An 18,854-nucleotide genomic window follows, 5' to 3' on the forward strand; every position below is an offset into this window, starting at 1 on the left:
GACATTATACCACAAATTTTAAAAGATTACCATTTTACCATATGTTTGCCGCCAGCGCTAGTATAAATACAAATTCTAATTAAAATGATAGTTGTTTTTTAATAGAATTTGATATAACTGCTTCAATTGTACCAATGATAATGCTTCAGCACGGACGGTTGGTTTGATACCAATTCCCTCGAAATACCGGCTCAAATCAGCACGCAGTTGATCCGATTTTCCAAAATAATTTAGAAAATTATTGATCATTTGCTTTCGACGCTGCTTAAAAGCAACTAAAACAAATTGATTAAAACTTGCCTGCTGGGATTCAGGGATCAACGGCGTATCCAAGGGTGTTAAAGAGACAATCGCCGAGTCCACTTTAGGCTGGGGTACAAAAGCAGTCTTGGGTACTTTAAACTCGATCTTAGCCGTCATCTTTGTTTGAATCGCCACCGATAAGGATCCATAGTCTTTATGTCCAGGTTCGGCCACCAAGCGTTGGGCCACTTCTTTTTGCATCATGACCACAATTTTGGCAAAAGGCACTGGAGCCGCCAATAATTTAAATAGAATCGGCGTCGTAATATAGTACGGTAAATTAGCCACAACTTTGATTGGTTCGACATGATCAAAGTTGGCACGGACGAGCTCAGCTAAATCAGTTTTTAAAACATCTTGGTTCATGACTTTAACATTATGATAAGCAGCCAAAGTATCTGCTAAAATCGGCAATAAACGTTGATCGATTTCTAAAGCAACAACTTTATCAGCTGAATGTGCCAATAACTGTGTCAGAGCGCCAATCCCGGGCCCAATTTCAAGAACTTGTTCCTTTGTAGTTAGATCAGCTGCACTGACCATTTGCATTAATAATTGAGGATTGGTCAAAAAATTTTGCCCCAAACTCTTCTTAAACGTAAACCCGTGCTTTTGTAGAATTGCTTTTGTTTCACTCATTGAACTGATCAAGGGTGCGTCATGACTCATGAGATTGCTCCTTTTGCTTCAGCAGTCGATCATCTTGTAATTGATTCACTTGTGCTACCGCCGTTAAAAATTGATTACGAGAAATTTGAAATGCCGTTAATCGTTTGAGGAGCTGCTTGCCATTCACTAAACCAATGTTCAAAACATCGCCTAATAACAGTCGGCGTTTCTTTGCCTGCGGACCAGCTAATAAACCAGCTTCAATCAAGTCCGCTTGCGTTATCGTCGCCACATATTTAGCATCTGTTTGAGTTTGATAAGCATTCATCAGTGCCTGTTTTAAAGCTGCATTAGAAGCATGTTCAACCCCAAGTGTCCCTTTGGATTTAGGTACTGCAGAAGAAGCTGGCAAAAAAGCCTGCTTAGCATCAGGAATACGCTGTAAAATTGTTTTACGTATTTTTTCACCTGGCGCATCAGGATCTGTAAAAACAATAATACCACGGCGCTTTTGCGCCTCCGCAATCAATTTTAAAGTTGCATCATCTATAGCGGATCCATTAGTTTCAATCGTATCAATGGTGGGATCGAATTGCTGCAGGCGTTTAGTATCATCACGGCCTTCAACAATAATAATCTCTTGGATCTTAGTGATTTTAGACATTATGGCGCCACCCCAAAAATTCGACAAGCGTTTTGATAGGTCACTGCCGCAATGTGTTCTGGTGTTGTCTCCCGTAATTCGGCCAATTTTTGAACCACATAATAAGTATAACCCGGTTCATTAGGTTTGCCGCGATAAGGCGCTGGCGTGAGGTAAGGTGCGTCAGTTTCCACTAATAAACGGTCATCGGGCACCACTTTAGCTGCGGCTTGAATTTCAGGGGCATTCTTAAAAGTAACCATGCCACTAAAGGAAATATACATACCTAAAGCTAAATAGCGTTGGACTTCATGATCATCTCCGGTGAAACTGTGCATGATGCCACCAAAGTCACGGACCTTACTTGCATTTAATATTTCATAAGTATCATCAAAAGCTTCTCGGGAGTGAATCGAAACTGGTTTGTTTAATTGAGCAGCCAACGTTAACTGGCGGGCAAAAACCTGGCGCTGCACATCGCGAGGAGAGGTATCCCAATGATAATCCAAGCCAATTTCACCTAAGGCAACAACTTTTTCCTGCTGTAATTGCTGCAGCAAAAGTGTCTCTGCAGCCGGATCATAGTCCTTGGCAAACTCAGGATGCCAACCAACAATGGCATATAATTCTGGAAATTTAGCCGCTAAATCTAAGGCCCCAGCGTTAAGAGCTGCGTCTGACCCTACAATCGCCATCTTAACCACGTTTAATTCACGCGCATGGGCGATATAGTCAGCTTCTTTGCCTTGATAAGGGGTATCGTTTAAGTGCGTATGGGAATCAAAAATCTTCATATTAACCTACATCGGCTCCAATTTCATGATTGTCCGGTAAAATCAGCAATTGAACTTTACCGTCTTTTTCAGACGTCAATAACATACCTTGGCTGACTTCACCCTTTAATTTCCGTGGTTTCAAGTTGGTAACTGCTAATACGCGTTTACCGACTAAAACATCTGGATTTGGATAATATTCTGCGATACCTGATAGAATCTGCCGATGACCTTGATCACCCGCATCTAATTCAAATTTAAGCAGTTTATCTGCATGGGCAACTCGATCGACCCGAATAATCTGAGCCACACGAATTTCTGCTTTATCAAAGTCATCAAATTTGATTTCTTTTTTATGATTGACCAATTCGGTGGCACTCGGATCAAAATCGGTCCCAGCATGCTTAGAAGCCTGTTGTTCTTTAGCCATCTGTGTTTTGATGTACGCTACTTCAGTTTCAACATCTAATCTAGGAAAGATGGGTTCACCTTGAGCAACAACCTTAGCATCTTGGGGGAACCGCCCATAAGTCAGTTCTTGTGTCTCAGTGTCGTCAAACACTAAGCCTAGTTGTGTGAAAATTTCTTTTGGTGCTTGTGTTAAAACCGGCTGGATCATCAAGGCAATGACCCGCAATGATTCGGCTAAGTGAGCCAAGACACTGTCTAATTGGGCTGCTTTAGCCGAGTCTTTAGCCAATACCCAAGGCTGGGTTTCATCAATATATTTATTCGTACGGGAAACCAATTGCCAAACCGTGTCCAAAGCATTAGAGAACTTAAATTCATCCATAGCCTTCATATAGTTGGCAATGGTTGTTTCTGCGGTCGCCTGCAGGTCCTGATCAAATTCAGTGACGTTAGCTTGATAATTAGGCACTGCACCAGCGCGATATTTGTTGATCATCGCAATGGTCCGATTCAATAAGTTGCCTAAATCATTAGCTAAATCGTAGTTGATTCGGTTCACAAAGTCTTCCGGTGTGAAGACACCATCGTTGCCGAACGGAATTGCCCGCATCAAATAATAACGTAAAGCATCCAGGCCATAACGTTCCACTAGCATTTCGGGATAAACCACATTGCCCTTAGATTTTGACATTTTGCCATCTTTCATTAACAACCACCCGTGACCAAAAATTTGTTTTGGCAGTGATAAATCTAAGGCCATCAAAATGATTGGCCAATAAATCGAATGGAAGCGCACGATCTCTTTACCCACAAAATGGACGTTAGCTGGCCAATAGCGTTGGAATAAGCTGTCATCATCACTGCCATAACCTAAAGCAGTAATATAATTTAATAACGCATCGACCCAGACATAAACCACGTGTTTCGAATTGCTTGGAATTGGCACACCCCAATCAAAAGTCGTCCGGGACATCGCCAAGTCTTCGAGCCCAGGTTTAATGAAATTATTGATCATTTCATTCTTACGGGATTCAGGCTGGATGAATTCAGGATGCTCATCATAATATTTTAATAATCGATCCGCATATTTGCTCATCTTGAAGAAATAAGATTCTTCTTTGACCAATTGGACTTCGTGCCCAGAAGGGGCTTTCCCACCAATCACTTTGCCATTCTCGTCCCGGTAAACCTCAGCCAGTTGTGTTTCTGTAAAATACTCTTCGTCTGATACTGAATACCAGCCTTCATATTCACCTAAATAAACATCGCCTTGATCGATCAGCCGCTGGACAATTTTTTGCACGGCTTTGACATGGTAATCATCTGTTGTCCGAATAAACTTATCATTAGAGATATCCAGCATTTTCCAAAGCTTCTGAATATCGGCAGCCATGCCGTCGACGTATGCTTGCGGTGTCGTATGTAAAGCTTCTGCTTTTTGTTCAATTTTTAGACCATGTTCATCCGTACCAGTCAAGAAAAAGACATCATACCCAGACAAACGCTTATAGCGCGCCAAAGTGTCAGCCGCGATAGTGGTATAGGAATTACCAATCGTTAGTTTACCTGAAGGATAATAAATTGGTGTTGTAATATAATATGTTGGTTTTTGTTCATTCATGCGTAACCCTCACAGTTATCTTAGTTATCTTTTATGATATTTTAATTTAATTGAAAATAATGCTATCAGTATAGCATAATTTACCGCTAATTCGTATGGACCACCACAATATTCTTAGAACAACCCCATTTGCCGGGGCGCCAATCCAGAAAAGGAAAGCTTTAACATTTTTTGCAAACTCAACGCATTATCGGCCGCATCGCCACCAGAATTATTATTGAAAATCACACAGACCTCTTTGGCTTGGGCTTGAAATTTTTGAACCGTCTGAGCGAAGGTCTTGAGTTCTGTCTGATTGTAGCGATATAACGTCCGTTTACCGCGCCATTGGGCATCTTGATGCATCCACCCCATCGTATTACGACCATGTAAGCGCAATAATACCAGCTCTGGATTCGTCATAGTTTCATAATAAGGCACACTATTTGCCGGGGTCTGAGGTTCATCGACAATCGTCAGTGTTATTTTCAAGCGCTGTAACAAATCTAAGGTTTGCTGCACGTATTTTGCATCGTACCAGCTGTTGTTGCGGAATTCCACGGTCAAAGGCAATTGCGGCAAAGCTTGTCGAATTTTGACCAAATACCGAACATGCTCCGTTGAGACAGCAAAAAAAGGTGGAAATTGAAATAAAATCGTTTTAAGTTGGTTGGAACGGACCAGCGGCTGGACCGCTTGTCGATAATCATGAAATAACTGGTTCAAATGTGCCGCTTCCGTATTTTCATGCAGCGTCATAAGTTTATGTACTTTAAAAACAAACTGGAATTGCTGTGGGACTTGCGCGCCCCATTTAGCAAACTGCTGTGCTGATTTCAAACCATAATAAAGGCTGTCTACTTCCACACAAGGAAAAAAGCTGGCGTACTCTGGTAAAGTCAACGCTTTTTTCTCTGGCATCAAACTTTGGTGTTCATTCCACGTTGTTAAGCCGATCGTAATCATAGTAATGGCACTTCCGCTTCATTTTGAAAATCTGTATCATCGATCGCAAACTTAACCAATTGGTCGCCTGAAAAATCAGTGACAAAGCGATGCGCTTCATTTTTGATCATATAGGGATAAGCTGCTTTCAAATCGGCGATCACCCCATAATTTTGTGGCTGCAAAACCCAATCTAGTGGAAATAAATTTAGCAATCCTTCGCGCATGTTAACTGGTGTTTTCAATTGATAATCAGTGTTTAATCGTGCCGTAAATAAATAGATTCGGTTCTGATAAACGCCAGAAACGAACCATTCCATATAGCCATTATTTACAAGTTGATAAGCATCTTTGGCAATGCCCGTTTCTTCAAAAATTTCTCGCTGCACACCTAATTCAGGCGTTTCACCAGCTTCAATTTTACCGCCAATACCATTCCACTGGCCGATATATGGCTTTTTATAGCGATTCAACAATAATGCTTGCTGGTCTTGAAGTATCAAAGCTAGAGTTAATCGCCTTTTTTTATCCGTCATTGACAGCCGCCTTTCTTACAGGTCTATCTAAAAAAATCCAGCTTACCATATCAAACTTAAATTATTCTAGCGGCGTCGATGTTTCACAAAAGTGACATAATGTAAAATCGATGCCAATAAAATGAAAAAGATCAGGACAAACGAAACGTAATTTGCTAAGAAATTAGTCAATGGCAATACCCTGCCTAGAAGAACTTGAATGCCCATTGTGGCCAAAGCCATGACAGCAATCATAAAGAAGAGCTGAATATAACGTTTCACTGTACTATCATCCTTTCGTTTCTTTCGGGCAATCTTTTGTCCCCATTTATGACACAATTTGATTTTTGCCGGTGGTAAAGTTTTCATATCAAATGTATTTGGTAACACTAACTCACCCACTTTGATCACACCAGCCGCCGACATAACGGTATCGATCGTCTTAAACGTTGGGTCTGTGACTCCTGTGATAAAGTTTTCTAAAGTGCTTTTATAGCAACTTGTTACACTTAAATAATGCTTATTTTTGAAGGGTCCTGGAATCGTATCGCCATTCTTCTTTTGATAAACTAACTTAGGCCGTAAACAGTCTAAGAAATTCTTCATTGTCCCAGCTAGGCCGCCCCAATAAGTCGGGGCAGCTAAGACCCAAACATCACTTTCTGCCAATTTTTGGATCAACTCATTCAAAACCGGATTAGGCTGATTCGTATGCGGCTTGATATCATAGTCCTCCAAATATAAGAACTCAGTCTCTTCCGTCTCTGGAACGGCTTTAAGAATCTCCGTCAATAATTGGCCCGTCAACCCCTGACGCTTGTGCGCGCCTAAAATACCTAATACCTTCATGATTGTCTAACTCCCAATGCAATATATTATTGCGTATCCTGTAATGCTTTGATTTTTTTGGCTTGGACTTGCTTAGAAACCAACAGAATATCCCGAAATAAATCTTTGATATAAGGCCGCAGATGCTCATCTTCAACCCGTGTCATCAATTCATCCAGTAGATTTTTTTCACGCATAATGTCAGTCAAGCCAAGTTTCTGTTCAAATTTAATTTGCGCAATTTGTTCGCCAACTTGTAACCTTTCTATCAATAAAGCAACTAATTTTTGATCAATGGCATCAATCTTTTGACGTTCTTTATCCAACAAGCTCAGTCATCTTCTTTTTTATTATTTTGCAGCGTACGTTCGATTCTTTTTTCTGGAACAATCCACAACAAGAACATCAATCCATCAATGGCAAAAACCGCCAGCGGTACATAAATGCCGATGACAACCGCTAAGGCTGCCATTCCGATGGAAATAAAGGGTTTATTATAATCTGCACCTAAACTCTTACCAATCAATGATTGTTTGCCATTGACCCGAATCAGATCCTGAACCATAAGTGCCCAGATGATATTGGCTAGCAGAATTACCGTCCCATAAGTTAATTCAGGTGCTTTAGCGGCAAAATGGCCACCTTCCAAAACCCAAGCCGATGTAAATGGAAAAAAGCTCAAAAAGAACATCAAAATCATATTTAACCAAATGACCCGGCCACTAACTTTATGCACAATTGAAAACAAATGATGATGATTGATCCAATAAACGCTTAAAACAAAAAAGCTAAAAGCATAAATACTTAATGAGTCTCGAATGCCCCAAAGCCCCTTAAACGTGCTTGTCTCTGGCGCATGGATCTCTAAAACCATAATTGTCATCACAATTGCAATAATGGCATCTGTAAATGCTTCAATTCTTGACTTACCCATCTTGTTCCACCTCATGAATTTATTAGAGTTGTGCAAAGACGGTTTGGGCATCCTCCTGTATCATCTCGACGGGCAAATTAAAAGTGACTTTCTCCTTATTCACGGCGACCAGCTTAGCATCTGCTTGCCGGTACTGGATCAATCCTGCAAAAGGATAAACTCTAAAGGAAGTCCCTACAACGACGATCAAATCTGCCCGAGCAATCGCAGCCACTGCTGCCTCGATCGTGTCCGTATTGATCGGCTCGCCATACAAAACGATATTGGGACGCAAAATACCCCCGTCTGCTGCATGATGATAATCTTTTAAATAGGTCTGATAATCAAACTTTTGGCGACAAGTCTGACAATAGATATCATACAGATTACCATGGAATTCGATGACATTTTCAGCCCCAGCTTTTGTATGCAGACCATCCACATTTTGGGTTACAATGTCCCCTTTGCGATTCGCGATTTCAGCCATTTTTTCGTGAATAATATTGGGCTTGGCTTTAGGAAAATACATATTTTCTTTCACAAATTGATAAAAACTATCTGGATGTTGTTGTAAATTTTCATGACTCAATAAATATTCTGGGTTCTGATGGCCAGCATAGAGTCCGTTTTTAGAACGGTAATCTGGAATGCCTGAAGGTGTAGATACGCCTGCACCGGTTAAAAATGTGACATGTTTTGCTGAATTAATTGCGCTTTTCAAATCAAACATCTGATAATCCCAGCTTTCTAATGCTAAAAATTTAAAACAATTGGTGTATAATAAGCCCCGTAAAGGAGTGAGCCCATGAAGCATCCAGCTATTTATTATCTAAGTTATTTATGCCTATTTTTCGTGCTTATTGCACTGTTAGTCATTGTTTATCATCTATTTATCATGGTATCACAGCAACTGCCTTATACTTTTGAAATGCATTTTGGTGGGCGTTAACTAGTTATTCACAAATTACCCATACATTTGATTCTTGAGGTCGAAACAAACGTATCATTTTGTTTCTGACCTCTATTTATTTTACAAATGATGCTATATCCCTCTTGCCGCACTCAATTTATCTGACAGCGTAGGTAATACCTTCTTGCTCTAAGACTGTTTGTAAAGGCGTCTCGTAAAGATGCTGGAAAGTCTCCGGCGTAGTGTCTTGATCTACTTTGTGTAAAATAAAAGCAGCTTGCCCGTCATTTTTCCCCATCGCCACATAGGCTTTTTGTTTGTTGGCGAGCTCTGTAAAATCTGTATGCAAGACTTCTACGACTTGTCGCAAAGCTAAACGTAATTGCCGTTGGCTGAAGATCGGCGTCAAAATTGCAAATTGCTGGTGATTCATCGGCACATAGCCTAAACTTTCTGTAAGTTCAGCAAATTTTTTAAACAAATTAACCACCGCTCGTCGAAAAGCAAAAGGTGTATCCAACGCCTTAGCAGTTAGCACTTCATATAGCTGTTGGGCATACTCAAAAGCAGCTGGATATTTTAACAATAGTGTGTTCTTTAAAGTGGCATCCGCACCTTGGGTGAACACCAACACATCCAGCAAACTTAGCATGCGAAAAATCAACAAGTTATCTTCGTTCTTATTTGGATTCTCAGCTGGAACGCTAGCATAAAAACCATCTAAAAATTCTTTTTGCACCGTCTCATTGATCAAATGATGTTTTGTTTGCTCTTGTTGGATGATCACATGAGCCACGCTATTATATAAAGCTGTGGCTGTAGCACCCATTTGTTCATCTAATTGTGGCTTGCCACTCGTTAGTGGAAACTGTAATTGACTGAATCCACGAGCCACCATCAACATGTGCAGCAATTCATGAGATAATGTATAGGCCACATTGGTCGTATCCGTAACTTTGATTTCGATTGCACCATCTTTATGCACGACTTGTTGGGATTGGTCATGTAATAATAAACCTGACGCTGACCCGGTTACGGTTACAGTGATGGGCACCGGAAATTTATCCTGTACTTCGTTAAGTAAACTTTGTACTTCTGGACCATACTCATTAGCTGTCATAATGGCCTCCTATATATATTCCTAATATTAAATATAGTATAACATTTTTAGTACTTAGAAAAGTAACCCTCACCTAGGCAATAAACTGATTAATTCGCTATAATAGAATTGATTGGAGGCCTATTTATGAAAATTCTTGTCCCAACTGAAGACCATTATCTCGATGATCGTTATGGCAAGTCAGGCAAGTCACTCAATGCTAGTTTGCAGTCCATTTCCTTTCCAATTTATATTACGAATCCCCCAGTTGACACACAATCTTTTGCCTTAACATTGGTCGATTTTGATGCGATTCCAGTAGGTGGATTCCCTTGGATCCATTGGCTCGTTGCTGACATTCCTGCGGATACGCGTGAAATTCCTGAAAATGCCAGTCGCAGTGGCGTCATTCCCTTTATCCAAGGACGTAACTCAACTGCCGGTGCTTATGTTGGTGTCAATAACCCTGAAATCAATCAGCACTATGCTAATCCAGCCCCACCTGACAAGGATCATGCGTATACATTGACTGTCTATGCTTTGGATAAAAAATTAAATCTTCAGCCAGGATTCTGGATGAACGAACTTTATCGAGCTATGAAACAACATATCTTAGCATCACAAAAATTGGAACTTTGGTATCATACTCGTAACTACTAATCGTTATTAGACTAATAAAGAGAGCGAGGGCGAAACAAAACTAACGTTTTGTTTTCACCGTCGCTCTCTTTGCGAACAATTTTATTTTAAACGTGTTCCAAAAGACAGCGCCCTTTGTCGCATTCTCGCTCTCTTTATTTATGGCTACTTATGAAAATTTACCCTGATTTTCTAAGTCGCTAAGATGTTCATATAAAATACCATCACGCAGTCCTTGTTGTGAGAAAATCATTCGATCAGAATCTAAATGTCGCTGCAATAATACTGCTGGTGATAGGCCGCCAATAATGATATCGCCGCGTTCTTTAGACAGTCCAGGAATATCTTTTCTTGCTGCCAGGTCCTTAGAAACCACTTCATCAAAGATATCATTAACCTGGGCGCCACTCATGCGAAAGCCGTGAATATCCCAATAACGCTTGAAGTTATCACGGCGGCGTTGGATTTTAGCCAAGGTTCGGTTGGAACCACCTAAAGCAACAATCGGTAAATTTTTACCGCGGTCAAGCCACCAAATATCATTATATAGATTTTCCATAGCTGTAAAAAGCTGGAACAAGCTGCTAGCACTGACAAGATCTTTTTCAAGATAACGTTCAGATAAATTCACAGAACCTAAGGGTAAACTGATCAAATTCACGGCACGCCGATTTTGGACAAGGATCAATTCTGTACTAGCACCACCAGTATCCATCAAAACCGCATTGACCACTGGTAAAGAATTAATCACGCCTAAATAATCATAGTGTGCTTCCATCGCCCCGGTAATAACTTCAAGGTCAATATCAGCTTCTTTTTTGACCAATTTCAAAAATTCTTTTTGATTGGCTGCCATTCGCGTCGCTGCTGTCGCAACGGCACGCAAATTCAGCTTGGGCAGGTCCTTATATAATTTTCGAAAATTTTCTAACGTTGTCAACGTCCGCTCCATCGCCGGCTGCTTAAGTTCTTTTTCTGGCCCCATGTTTTCTGATAATCGTACTGGCTCTTTTTCTTCAATAATTTTTTTAGTTGTGCCATCATCACTGATTTCAGTGACTGTTAGCCGGGCTGAGTTGGAGCCCAAATCGATTACACCAAAATGTTCCATCCTTTTCCCACCTATTCTGGTTGCCTTGTAATTGGTATAAACTGCCGTCTATTTTTGCTATCTTGCGGTGTTTTAACGGTCGTTTCAGCAGTGCAAAGCTTGTCCGCCAAGGCTTGGCGATGAACGAGAAGATAGTCTTGAGCATCCAAACTTTCAAGTCCACGACGATCCACATGCGTCCATGTGCCATCCGCTTGTAAAACACGGGTCTTAATATTATCCCGCCACAGAATATCATAAATATGAATGATCTGTCGCCGAATGTTATCTTGCAATATTGGAAACAGCAACTCTACGCGTCGGCTAAGGTTACGGTTCATCAAATCAGCACTAGATAAGAAGACCTGTTCTGCCCCATCCGCATAGAAATAGTAAATACGACTATGCTCTAAAAAACGACCGACAATAGAATGTACCGTAATATTTTCACTGACTTTGGGAATACCGACTTTCAAATTACAGATACCTCTAACGACCAAATGCACTTTAACCCCAGCTGCACTAGCTTCATACAATTTTTTGATCATTTTGGTATCTGATAGTGAATTAACTTTAATCTGAATAAGTCCCTTCTTACCAGCTTTAACATTGGCAATCTCATCATCCACACGAGCCATTAAGAAATCGCGGATACCTTCCGGCGAAATAACCATCTTATGAAAAAATGGAGGCTCAGAAAATCCGGAAAGCATATTGAAGATATTAGAAGCATCGATCCCCATCTCCTGATTTGCAGTAAACAGCCCCATATCGGTGTAAAGTCGAGCAGTAACATCATTGTAATTTCCGGTAGCCATATGCATATAACGCCGAATCCCATTTTCCTCTTTGCGGACAACCAAAGTCAACTTACAATGGGTCTTTAAACCCACTAACCCATAAATGACATGACAGCCAGCCTTTTCCAATTCCTGTGCCCAATGAACATTATTCTCTTCATCAAAACGGGCTTTTAATTCAACCAAGACAGTGACTTGTTTGCCATTTTCGGCTGCCCGTTTCAAATATTTAATAATTGGTGATTGGGAAGACACCCGATACAGCGTCATTTTAATAGCTAGTACATTCGGATCCTCAGCCGATTGCTTGATAAAGTCAACAATTGGCTGGAAAGAATCATAGGGATGATCTACAAAAATATCGTGTTGCGCAATCTCATTAAATAAATTTTTGTGTCGCAATTTTGTTGGATAATACGGTTCAAATGGCGGATATAACAGCTCATTTTTGCCCGTCACTTGCTTGATCAATTTGCTGACAAAGGTTAGGTCAATCGGGCCTTTGACTGGATAAATATCAGCTTCTGCGAGGTCTAATTCTTTAACCAGCCGTCGCCGCAAGTGTTTGCTCATATCGGCTTCGATCTCTAAACGCATAGCCTTACCACGTTCGCGTTTTTTGATCTCATGCTCAATTTCTTTTAACAAATCAGATGTATCTTCATCGGCAACATCCATGTCCATATCCCTAATAACTCGGAAACAAGCCATTTCTTTCACATCAAAGCCCACAAATAACTCCGACATATAATGTTTGATGATCTCTTCTTGTAAGATGAATGTATTTTCTGCACCCGGTAATTTAATAACTCGTGGAAAAACATCAGGCACCTGAACCGTCGCAAAGGACTTGTCTTTTTTATCACCAGGTTTGTAGATCCGTAAAGCAATATTTAATGTATTATTGGCAATAAATGGGAAAGGTCGTGAAACATCAACAGCCATCGAGGTCAATACCGGATATAGATTTTGATGGAAATAATCCGCCACATAGTCTTTTTGCTTCGTTGTCAAATCGGTAAACCGAATTAAATTGATCCCTTCATTGGCAAGCTGTGGTAATAAAGACCGTAACAGCGTGGTGTATTGCTTATCCACCATGTCATGGGTTTTTTCTGATATTTTGGCTAATTGAACCTCTGGTGTTAAGCCCGAAGCATCTGTCCCTTGATACCCTACTGAAAGCATCTTGTGCAGTGAAGCCACCCGGATATTAAAAAATTCATCCAGATTACTCTGAGTGATGCCTAAAAAACGCAGGCGCTCTAACAAAGGGTTTTCTTTAGTTCGTGCTTCCTCTAAGACACGATCATTAAAGTCCAACCAGCTCAACTCACGGTTGTAAAAATACTTAGGTTCCGAAAATTTCATATTTGCACGCGTCCTTTCAAAATTGGTTCCAAGCCGAAGACATCTTCAAAGAACTCCCCTTTGCGTTTAAATGTCCATTTTTCAAGTTCAATATCATCATTAGCTACTGCTGTGATTATTAATTTAGTCGGCTGTTTCAAAGAAACACTGATTGATTTGATTTTTTGCTGACGACTATCATCCAAAGCATCTGCCAAACGTAATATTGCCGTTAATTTAGCAATGGTCATACGTAATTGAATGGGTAGTTCATCAAAGCGGCTCAATTCTGCTGAGGGGGTATTGACACTATGGTAGCGGGCAATGGCACCAACCATTGTCAATTCAGGCTCTGATAGCCCCAAAATCTCTGAGTGCTGGATAATATAGTCAGAATGGGCATAGTGGTTGTGGTTATTAATATAGGTCCCCACATCCTCCACCATCGCCGCAATTTGTAATAATAATCGATCTCGCTGATTAAGTCCGTGGATTTTCTTCAACCGGTCAAATAGCTTCAAACTGATATCTGCCACAAATTGCTGATGTTTGGGTTCCACTTGATAACGCCGAGCCAAGTTCTGAGCTGAAGTCAAGATCTGTTCATTTTGTAAAGCGGTTTTTTGTGGTGATTTACGCCGACGTTCCACCATATCCACCGCGATACCATCAACCAATTTCAAAGCTGCCACCCAGATATCTTGAATATCATAATAGCTTAACAGTTGCTTTAATAAGACCATTACCGGCAGTACTTGAGGTACATCATCACTTTCAAGTTGAAAGTGTTTGATCAAATATTGATCGCTGCCATGAATCATTCGATCGTAAAGATCCTGAAACTCATTGATTGTTAATTGTACCGTTCTGTCCGTTGTTTGAATCATGGGTTCAAAAATCGAAATTGCCGATCCCATCAAGATTACGTTGTCAAAAGGCCCTGAACTGGGTGATAATCTGACAAAGTCTACCAATTGACTAGATACATAATCTCTTAATACTTCTACAAAATTAGGCACTTTATCCTTCATATCACGCATAACTTCGTAGACACGCAGCGGTCCTAACTTAAGATTGCGCGAAAAAACAAATTTACCTGCCCGGTAAGCAGTCAATTCCACGCTGCCGGAACTAATATCAATCAATAAGGCACTTTTCTTAATAATTTTAGGAAAATTAGCCATATAAGTTAACGTTGCTTGGTTGCGGTATAACGCTTCTTGGCTCTGACTCAACCATTTCAAATAAAAGCCCGTACGTTCACTGAGCTGTTCCCGCACAAACTCAGCATTATCCGCCTCATGAAACGAATGCGTCGCAAAAGCTTCATAATCATGAATCTGATAATCATCTAACAGCTGTTTGATACGCAACAAGGCTGCGGTGATCTCATTAACTGTTTTGCTGTGAATGACTTGTACGGAAAAGACATCTTCACCTAAGTCAATATCATACTTCGTGTTTTCTATGATCTGTAAATTTTTTTGGTCCACGACTTGTAAAAAAATATTTTGACCGCCGATGACAATTACTGCAAATAATCTTTGATTCTGGGCCATTCTTGTAACACTCCCGTTTCTATCTATATGCGTTATATCGTATTTCAGACGAGGTCAAGGCAAGACCAACCCTGTGTTGCCGACCTCTGGATACCGCACCACCTTACCAACGCTTCAGATTGCTCTATACCTTTATTTTACCATGATTTAACGTTAATTTTCGATCAACGTTTTGTTTATTGATTTTCATGATAAACTATAATTATTGGAGGTAAAACTATTATGCAGAAAACAAATATTGGTCATAGTGACCTACTGGCATCACGTATTGGATTAGGACTCATGCGTTCTCCTGAACACAGCGCCACTGAAATTGCAGATTTACTTAAAGCAGCCTTTGACAATGGCATCGACTTTTTTGACAATGCTGATGTCTACACCAACGGTGAAGCTGAAAGACGTTTTGGTGAAGCATTAAAACTCTCAAAGCTTGCCCGAGAAGACATCGTTGTTCAAACAAAGGTGGGTATTAATAAAGATACGCAAACAGATAAGCGTTATGATTTTACTAAGGATCATATTTTGCAATCCGTCAATGGCAGTCTACAACGTATGGGGTTAGACTACATCGACATTTTATTATTACATCGGCCAGATCCCTTGATGGAGCCTGAAGAAGTAGCTGAAGCTTTTAATATTTTGCAAAATGAAGGCAAAGTTCGGCGCTTTGGTGTTTCTAATTTTAATCCGTTACAAGTTGAATTAGTTCAATCTGCACTGGATACTAAATTGGTCGCAAACCAACTCCAATTAAGTTTGATGCATACCGGCATGATTGATTTTGGCATGCACGTGAATATGACTGACGACCGTTCAGTCAACCATGATGGTAGTATTTTAGAATACTCTCGCCTCAAACAAATGACCATTCAATCTTGGAGTCCTTTCCAATATGGCTTCTTTGCTGGCGTATTTATCGATAATCCAAAATTTCCTGAACTCAATGAATTGCTGCAGCAATTAGCTAATAAGTACCACACTAATAAAAATGCAATTGCAACAGCTTGGATCCTTAGAATCCCAGGCAGCATTCAAGTCATCGCTGGGACAATGAATCCTAAACGCTTAGCACAAATTGCAGAAGGCGATCAAGTTAAATTAACTGCTCAAGAATGGTATAACCTGTATTATGCCGCTGGAAATGATTTACCATAAATCAGAGTGTGACGAAGGGTGGTTAGCTTCGGAACACTAACAAGAATGACGATAAATGGTGAACTTTCCATTTGAGACATGCGATGTTAGGCGAAGTCGTTGCCTTTTGGAACACGTTTAAGATACAATCGTTCGTGAAATAATCGGGGTCGTAGACAAAACATTAGTTTTGTTCCGGCCCCGATTGTTTAGTTGCACATGATTTAAAATCAAATTTTAGTAAAAAAAGTAATCCCTTTAAAACAAAAAACAGGCCAATCTGGTTTCCAGATCGTACCTATCCTCCTATGTGGCTCTAAACGATGTTATTTCTTAAAGTAAAAGCGTAGGCAAACGTTAACTGACGTCAAGCTGGCCTTGATCAGGTTGCGCATATTGATAATAAATATCTTGAATGTCTTGAAATTCATATTCTTTATGCCATGGTTTGATATGACCGCAGCAATGAATTAATGCTGGATGAGCCATTGCTTCTTTGATTTGAATCGCCATTTGTTGATCTTCTGGTTCCACCGCGTCAATCAAGAGATTCGTCTGGGCATTATAGCGCGGATGCAAATAGTACCATTGATCATACAAAATCGCATTTAGCGCATCTTGATCGTGATATTTACATTTATCGGCATTTTCTTGTGCAAATTCGATGACCCGATCACTAATATTATGTTTACGCCACTTCTTCAAGTCCACCAACAAGACTCCAGAATTGAAGTAACGATGACCAATAGCTTCTGTCAATTGCATTTTCTCAAAACGCTCCAGATAGCCGGCATCTTCAACAGCCCCAATGATCTTATCACCTAAGTCCATTTCAAACAGCGGCTGCAGCGACTGATGGTTGATGATGTCCGCATCTAAGTATAGAACACGTTCTAAAGACTGATCTTGTAAAATTTTATCCATAAAGATCCGATAGTAAGCTGTCTTGGGAATCCGGTAACTTGTGCTGACATTACCAAAACAAGCTGTACTCAATTCTACAAATTCTAAAGTAACATTTGGCTGCTTAAAAACAGATTGCAAGTGTTTCACATCAGCAGTGGTCAAATCATTAGTGACCGTATAAAAAATTAATGGATTAGGGTTATTGCTAATAATTGAGTAGTATAACGTCTTCAGTTGGGGTAGGAATCCGGAGTTCACGGCAGTAAGTATTGCGATTGGTTTCATTTCTAATCAGCCTCCTAAGTAATTTCTAATCTAATTAAACCTGATTCGCCATAAAACTCGAAATCATCCTGAATAACCCTTTGGTAATAAAGGAATTCTATAAAATAACATAAGTATATTTATTTATTAAAAACGCATATTATTTATTATTTTATTTTAAAAGTCGCTTAGCCTAGCAAGTTTCCGCTGATGTAAACGTCTTTTTTCTATAAAGTCATTGATTCAGTTATGCTGGACCTATTCCAAATATTAGGAGGTTTTTCAATGACAGAAAATCGTAAGCTAACCGATCCGCGGACCATGTTCTATAGTGATTCTTTCGAAAAACAGGACCAAGAGGCACCTGCATTACAGCAAAAGATGACCCCTGTTCCTGATTGTGGTGAGTCAACTTATCAAGGCCATGAAAAGCTCTTAAACCGCCGTGCATTTGTGACTGGTGGCGATTCAGGAATTGGCCGAGCAGCCGCCATTGCCTATGCTAAGGAAGGCGCCGATGTTGCCATTCAGTATTTACCTGGCGAAGAAGCAGATGCCCAAGAAGTTAAAACTGCGATTGAAAACGAGGGTCGTAAGGCATTACTTTTACCTTATGATTTCCGTGATGAGGACGGCATCGATGGACTAATCGACCAAGTAGTTGATGAGTTGGGTGGTTTAGACATCTTAGTGCTAAATGCAGCGCAACAACTATCTCGCAAAAAAATTACCGAACTCGATATTCAACAAGTTAAAGATACTTTCCTAGTCAATATCGTGGCTATGTTTGCCTTAGTCAAAGCTGCCAAGCCCCACTTAAAACCAGGCAGCGCCATTATTACCACAACTTCTGTGCAAGGCTTCAATCCAAGTGTACATCTTATGGATTACGCCGCTTCTAAGGCAGCCATTAGTAATTTCACCATCAATTTAGCCTAAGAATTAGGCGAAGACGGCATTCGCGTTAACGGTGTTGCTCCTGGCCCGATTTGGACACCACTACAATTGGATCGGGGTCAACCACAAGATGCTATTCCTGAATTTGGGCAAGATTCTGTGTTAAAACGTGCAGGTCAACCCGTGGAATTAGCGCCTGTTTACACGTTCTTAGCTTCAGATGATGCCAGTTATGTTACCGGTCAAATTTACGGCGTGACCGGCGGTGAACCCATTAATTTATAACAGAGCGTGAGTGAAGCAGGTCAGCTTTGGAACACTAACACAAATTATGCAGATGAAGCGCCAGCTTCAGCAAATAATTAGGGTTAGGTGACAAAGTTTGCTTCATGAACGCGTTTAGAGCGTGACAAAGGGTGGTCAGCTTCGGAGCACTAACACAAATATTTAGCGTTCAAAAAGAGCGCGTCGAAACAAAAGTTCACTTGTTTCGACGCGCTTTTTCTCATGTAGCATTTAAACTTTTAGTCATACTCAGTCACTAAACAACTTTTGTAACCCGCTACTTAAACGTGTTCCAAAAAGCAACGCCCTCACCTAACTGTGAATTCCTCAAATGGTAAATTCACCATTTGTCCTAATTCTTGTTAGTGCTCGGCCGCTGAG

18 protein-coding genes and 1 pseudogene are annotated in these 18,854 nt (G+C 40.4%); 4 read left to right on the top strand and 15 right to left on the bottom strand.

Going from position 1 to position 18,854, the window contains the following annotated elements; genetic code table 11:
• Positions 1–75: 75 nt before the first annotated feature.
• The 10 genes from rsmA to FHQ08_RS04590 all read right to left on the bottom strand — a co-directional run bounded on the left by rsmA (position 76) and on the right by FHQ08_RS04590 (position 8,270).
• Positions 76–972, bottom strand: coding sequence for a 16S rRNA (adenine(1518)-N(6)/adenine(1519)-N(6))-dimethyltransferase RsmA (gene rsmA / locus FHQ08_RS04545; RefSeq protein WP_230913210.1), 897 nt, complete (start codon positions 970–972; stop codon positions 76–78).
• A complete protein-coding gene (rnmV, locus tag FHQ08_RS04550) occupies positions 962–1,567 on the bottom strand; it encodes a ribonuclease M5 (RefSeq protein ID WP_330166069.1) in 606 nt (201 codons plus the stop codon). Before rnmV ends, rsmA begins: the two co-directional genes overlap by 11 nt.
• An 8-nt stretch (positions 1,568–1,575) precedes the next feature.
• On the bottom strand, positions 1,576–2,349 hold the full coding sequence (locus tag FHQ08_RS04555; protein WP_230913212.1) for a TatD family hydrolase: 774 nt from the start codon (positions 2,347–2,349) through the stop codon (positions 1,576–1,578).
• Between the two features lies 1 nt (position 2,350).
• A complete protein-coding gene (gene metG / locus FHQ08_RS04560) occupies positions 2,351–4,360 on the bottom strand; it encodes a methionine--tRNA ligase (protein ID WP_230913213.1) in 2,010 nt (669 codons plus the stop codon).
• A 114-nt stretch (positions 4,361–4,474) separates the two neighbouring features.
• The gene (locus FHQ08_RS04565) at positions 4,475–5,305 is read right to left on the bottom strand and encodes a DUF72 domain-containing protein (RefSeq protein WP_230913214.1); all 831 of its coding nucleotides are present in this window, start codon (positions 5,303–5,305) and stop codon (positions 4,475–4,477) included.
• A complete protein-coding gene (locus tag FHQ08_RS04570) occupies positions 5,302–5,820 on the bottom strand; it encodes an NUDIX hydrolase (RefSeq protein ID WP_230913215.1) in 519 nt (172 codons plus the stop codon). Before FHQ08_RS04570 ends, FHQ08_RS04565 begins: the two co-directional genes overlap by 4 nt.
• A 66-nt stretch (positions 5,821–5,886) precedes the next feature.
• On the bottom strand, positions 5,887–6,648 hold the full coding sequence (locus FHQ08_RS04575) for a flavodoxin family protein (protein ID WP_230913216.1): 762 nt from the start codon (positions 6,646–6,648) through the stop codon (positions 5,887–5,889).
• A 26-nt stretch (positions 6,649–6,674) separates the two neighbouring features.
• On the bottom strand, positions 6,675–6,953 hold the full coding sequence (locus FHQ08_RS04580) for a chorismate mutase (protein WP_230913217.1): 279 nt from the start codon (positions 6,951–6,953) through the stop codon (positions 6,675–6,677).
• 5 nt (positions 6,954–6,958) lie between these two features.
• Positions 6,959–7,561 carry a TMEM175 family protein gene (locus tag FHQ08_RS04585; RefSeq protein WP_230913218.1) on the bottom strand — a complete coding sequence of 201 codons (603 nt, stop codon included), beginning with the start codon at positions 7,559–7,561 and terminating at the stop codon, positions 6,959–6,961.
• A gap of 22 nt (positions 7,562–7,583) precedes the next feature.
• Entirely contained in the window at positions 7,584–8,270 is a 687-nt protein-coding gene (locus FHQ08_RS04590) for an NAD-dependent protein deacylase (RefSeq protein WP_230913219.1), read from the bottom strand.
• Positions 8,271–8,345: 75 nt separating this feature from the next.
• On the opposite strand from FHQ08_RS04590, the gene FHQ08_RS04595 reads away from it, so the two are divergent.
• A complete protein-coding gene (locus FHQ08_RS04595) occupies positions 8,346–8,489 on the top strand; it encodes a hypothetical protein (protein WP_230913220.1) in 144 nt (47 codons plus the stop codon).
• 118 nt (positions 8,490–8,607) lie between these two features.
• Here FHQ08_RS04595 and FHQ08_RS04600 read toward each other — a convergent pair whose 3' ends face one another.
• The gene (locus FHQ08_RS04600; RefSeq protein ID WP_230913221.1) at positions 8,608–9,570 is read right to left on the bottom strand and encodes a hypothetical protein; all 963 of its coding nucleotides are present in this window, start codon (positions 9,568–9,570) and stop codon (positions 8,608–8,610) included.
• A 126-nt stretch (positions 9,571–9,696) separates the two neighbouring features.
• Between FHQ08_RS04600 and FHQ08_RS04605 the strand changes: the two genes are divergently transcribed.
• Positions 9,697–10,209 (top strand): YbhB/YbcL family Raf kinase inhibitor-like protein, encoded by a 513-nt coding sequence (locus tag FHQ08_RS04605; RefSeq protein ID WP_230913222.1) that lies wholly within the window; start codon positions 9,697–9,699, stop codon positions 10,207–10,209.
• 148 nt (positions 10,210–10,357) lie between these two features.
• On the opposite strand, the gene FHQ08_RS04610 is transcribed toward FHQ08_RS04605, so the two are convergent.
• From FHQ08_RS04610 to FHQ08_RS04620, 3 genes are read right to left on the bottom strand one after another with little or no spacing between them, the layout of a single operon-like run.
• On the bottom strand, positions 10,358–11,299 hold the full coding sequence (locus FHQ08_RS04610) for a Ppx/GppA family phosphatase (RefSeq protein ID WP_230913223.1): 942 nt from the start codon (positions 11,297–11,299) through the stop codon (positions 10,358–10,360).
• 11 nt (positions 11,300–11,310) lie between these two features.
• Positions 11,311–13,449: an RNA degradosome polyphosphate kinase gene (locus tag FHQ08_RS04615; RefSeq protein WP_330166068.1), complete on the bottom strand. Its 2,139-nt coding sequence runs from the start codon at positions 13,447–13,449 to the stop codon at positions 11,311–11,313.
• The gene (locus tag FHQ08_RS04620) at positions 13,446–14,987 is read right to left on the bottom strand and encodes a Ppx/GppA phosphatase family protein (protein WP_230913224.1); all 1,542 of its coding nucleotides are present in this window, start codon (positions 14,985–14,987) and stop codon (positions 13,446–13,448) included. Before FHQ08_RS04620 ends, FHQ08_RS04615 begins: the two co-directional genes overlap by 4 nt.
• A 222-nt stretch (positions 14,988–15,209) precedes the next feature.
• On the opposite strand from FHQ08_RS04620, the gene FHQ08_RS04625 reads away from it, so the two are divergent.
• Complete coding sequence (locus tag FHQ08_RS04625) at positions 15,210–16,142, top strand: aldo/keto reductase (protein WP_230913225.1); 933 nt, start codon at positions 15,210–15,212, stop codon at positions 16,140–16,142.
• A 336-nt stretch (positions 16,143–16,478) separates the two neighbouring features.
• Here the strand turns inward: FHQ08_RS04625 and FHQ08_RS04630 are convergent, their stop codons facing one another.
• Positions 16,479–17,312, bottom strand: a complete 834-nt coding sequence (locus FHQ08_RS04630; RefSeq protein WP_230913226.1) for a glycosyltransferase family 8 protein — start codon at positions 17,310–17,312, stop codon at positions 16,479–16,481.
• 264 nt (positions 17,313–17,576) lie between these two features.
• On the opposite strand from FHQ08_RS04630, the pseudogene FHQ08_RS04635 reads away from it, so the two are divergent.
• Positions 17,577–18,473: pseudogene (locus FHQ08_RS04635) on the top strand (SDR family oxidoreductase).
• Positions 18,474–18,854: the final 381 nt, after the last annotated feature.

This window comes from Agrilactobacillus fermenti (assembly GCF_021030645.1).
Classification (GTDB): domain Bacteria; phylum Bacillota; class Bacilli; order Lactobacillales; family Lactobacillaceae; genus Agrilactobacillus; species Agrilactobacillus fermenti.

Bases quoted from the DNA above. Each gene is read 5' to 3' on its own strand.
- rsmA (WP_230913210.1), bottom strand. From the start codon at position 972: ATGAGTCATGACGCACCCTTGATCAGTTCAATGAGTGAAACAAAAGCA.
- FHQ08_RS04555 (WP_230913212.1), bottom strand. From the start codon at position 2,349: ATGAAGATTTTTGATTCCCATACGCACTTAAACGATACCCCTTATCAA.
- metG (WP_230913213.1), bottom strand. From the start codon at position 4,360: ATGAATGAACAAAAACCAACATATTATATTACAACACCAATTTATTAT.
- FHQ08_RS04565 (WP_230913214.1), bottom strand. From the start codon at position 5,305: ATGATTACGATCGGCTTAACAACGTGGAATGAACACCAAAGTTTGATG.
- FHQ08_RS04570 (WP_230913215.1), bottom strand. From the start codon at position 5,820: ATGACGGATAAAAAAAGGCGATTAACTCTAGCTTTGATACTTCAAGAC.
- FHQ08_RS04575 (WP_230913216.1), bottom strand. From the start codon at position 6,648: ATGAAGGTATTAGGTATTTTAGGCGCGCACAAGCGTCAGGGGTTGACG.
- FHQ08_RS04585 (WP_230913218.1), bottom strand. From the start codon at position 7,561: ATGGGTAAGTCAAGAATTGAAGCATTTACAGATGCCATTATTGCAATT.
- FHQ08_RS04590 (WP_230913219.1), bottom strand. From the start codon at position 8,270: ATGTTTGATTTGAAAAGCGCAATTAATTCAGCAAAACATGTCACATTT.
- FHQ08_RS04595 (WP_230913220.1), top strand. From the start codon at position 8,346: ATGAAGCATCCAGCTATTTATTATCTAAGTTATTTATGCCTATTTTTC.
- FHQ08_RS04600 (WP_230913221.1), bottom strand. From the start codon at position 9,570: ATGACAGCTAATGAGTATGGTCCAGAAGTACAAAGTTTACTTAACGAA.
- FHQ08_RS04605 (WP_230913222.1), top strand. From the start codon at position 9,697: ATGAAAATTCTTGTCCCAACTGAAGACCATTATCTCGATGATCGTTAT.
- FHQ08_RS04610 (WP_230913223.1), bottom strand. From the start codon at position 11,299: ATGGAACATTTTGGTGTAATCGATTTGGGCTCCAACTCAGCCCGGCTA.
- FHQ08_RS04615 (WP_330166068.1), bottom strand. From the start codon at position 13,449: ATGAAATTTTCGGAACCTAAGTATTTTTACAACCGTGAGTTGAGCTGG.
- FHQ08_RS04620 (WP_230913224.1), bottom strand. From the start codon at position 14,987: ATGGCCCAGAATCAAAGATTATTTGCAGTAATTGTCATCGGCGGTCAA.
- FHQ08_RS04625 (WP_230913225.1), top strand. From the start codon at position 15,210: ATGCAGAAAACAAATATTGGTCATAGTGACCTACTGGCATCACGTATT.
- FHQ08_RS04630 (WP_230913226.1), bottom strand. From the start codon at position 17,312: ATGAAACCAATCGCAATACTTACTGCCGTGAACTCCGGATTCCTACCC.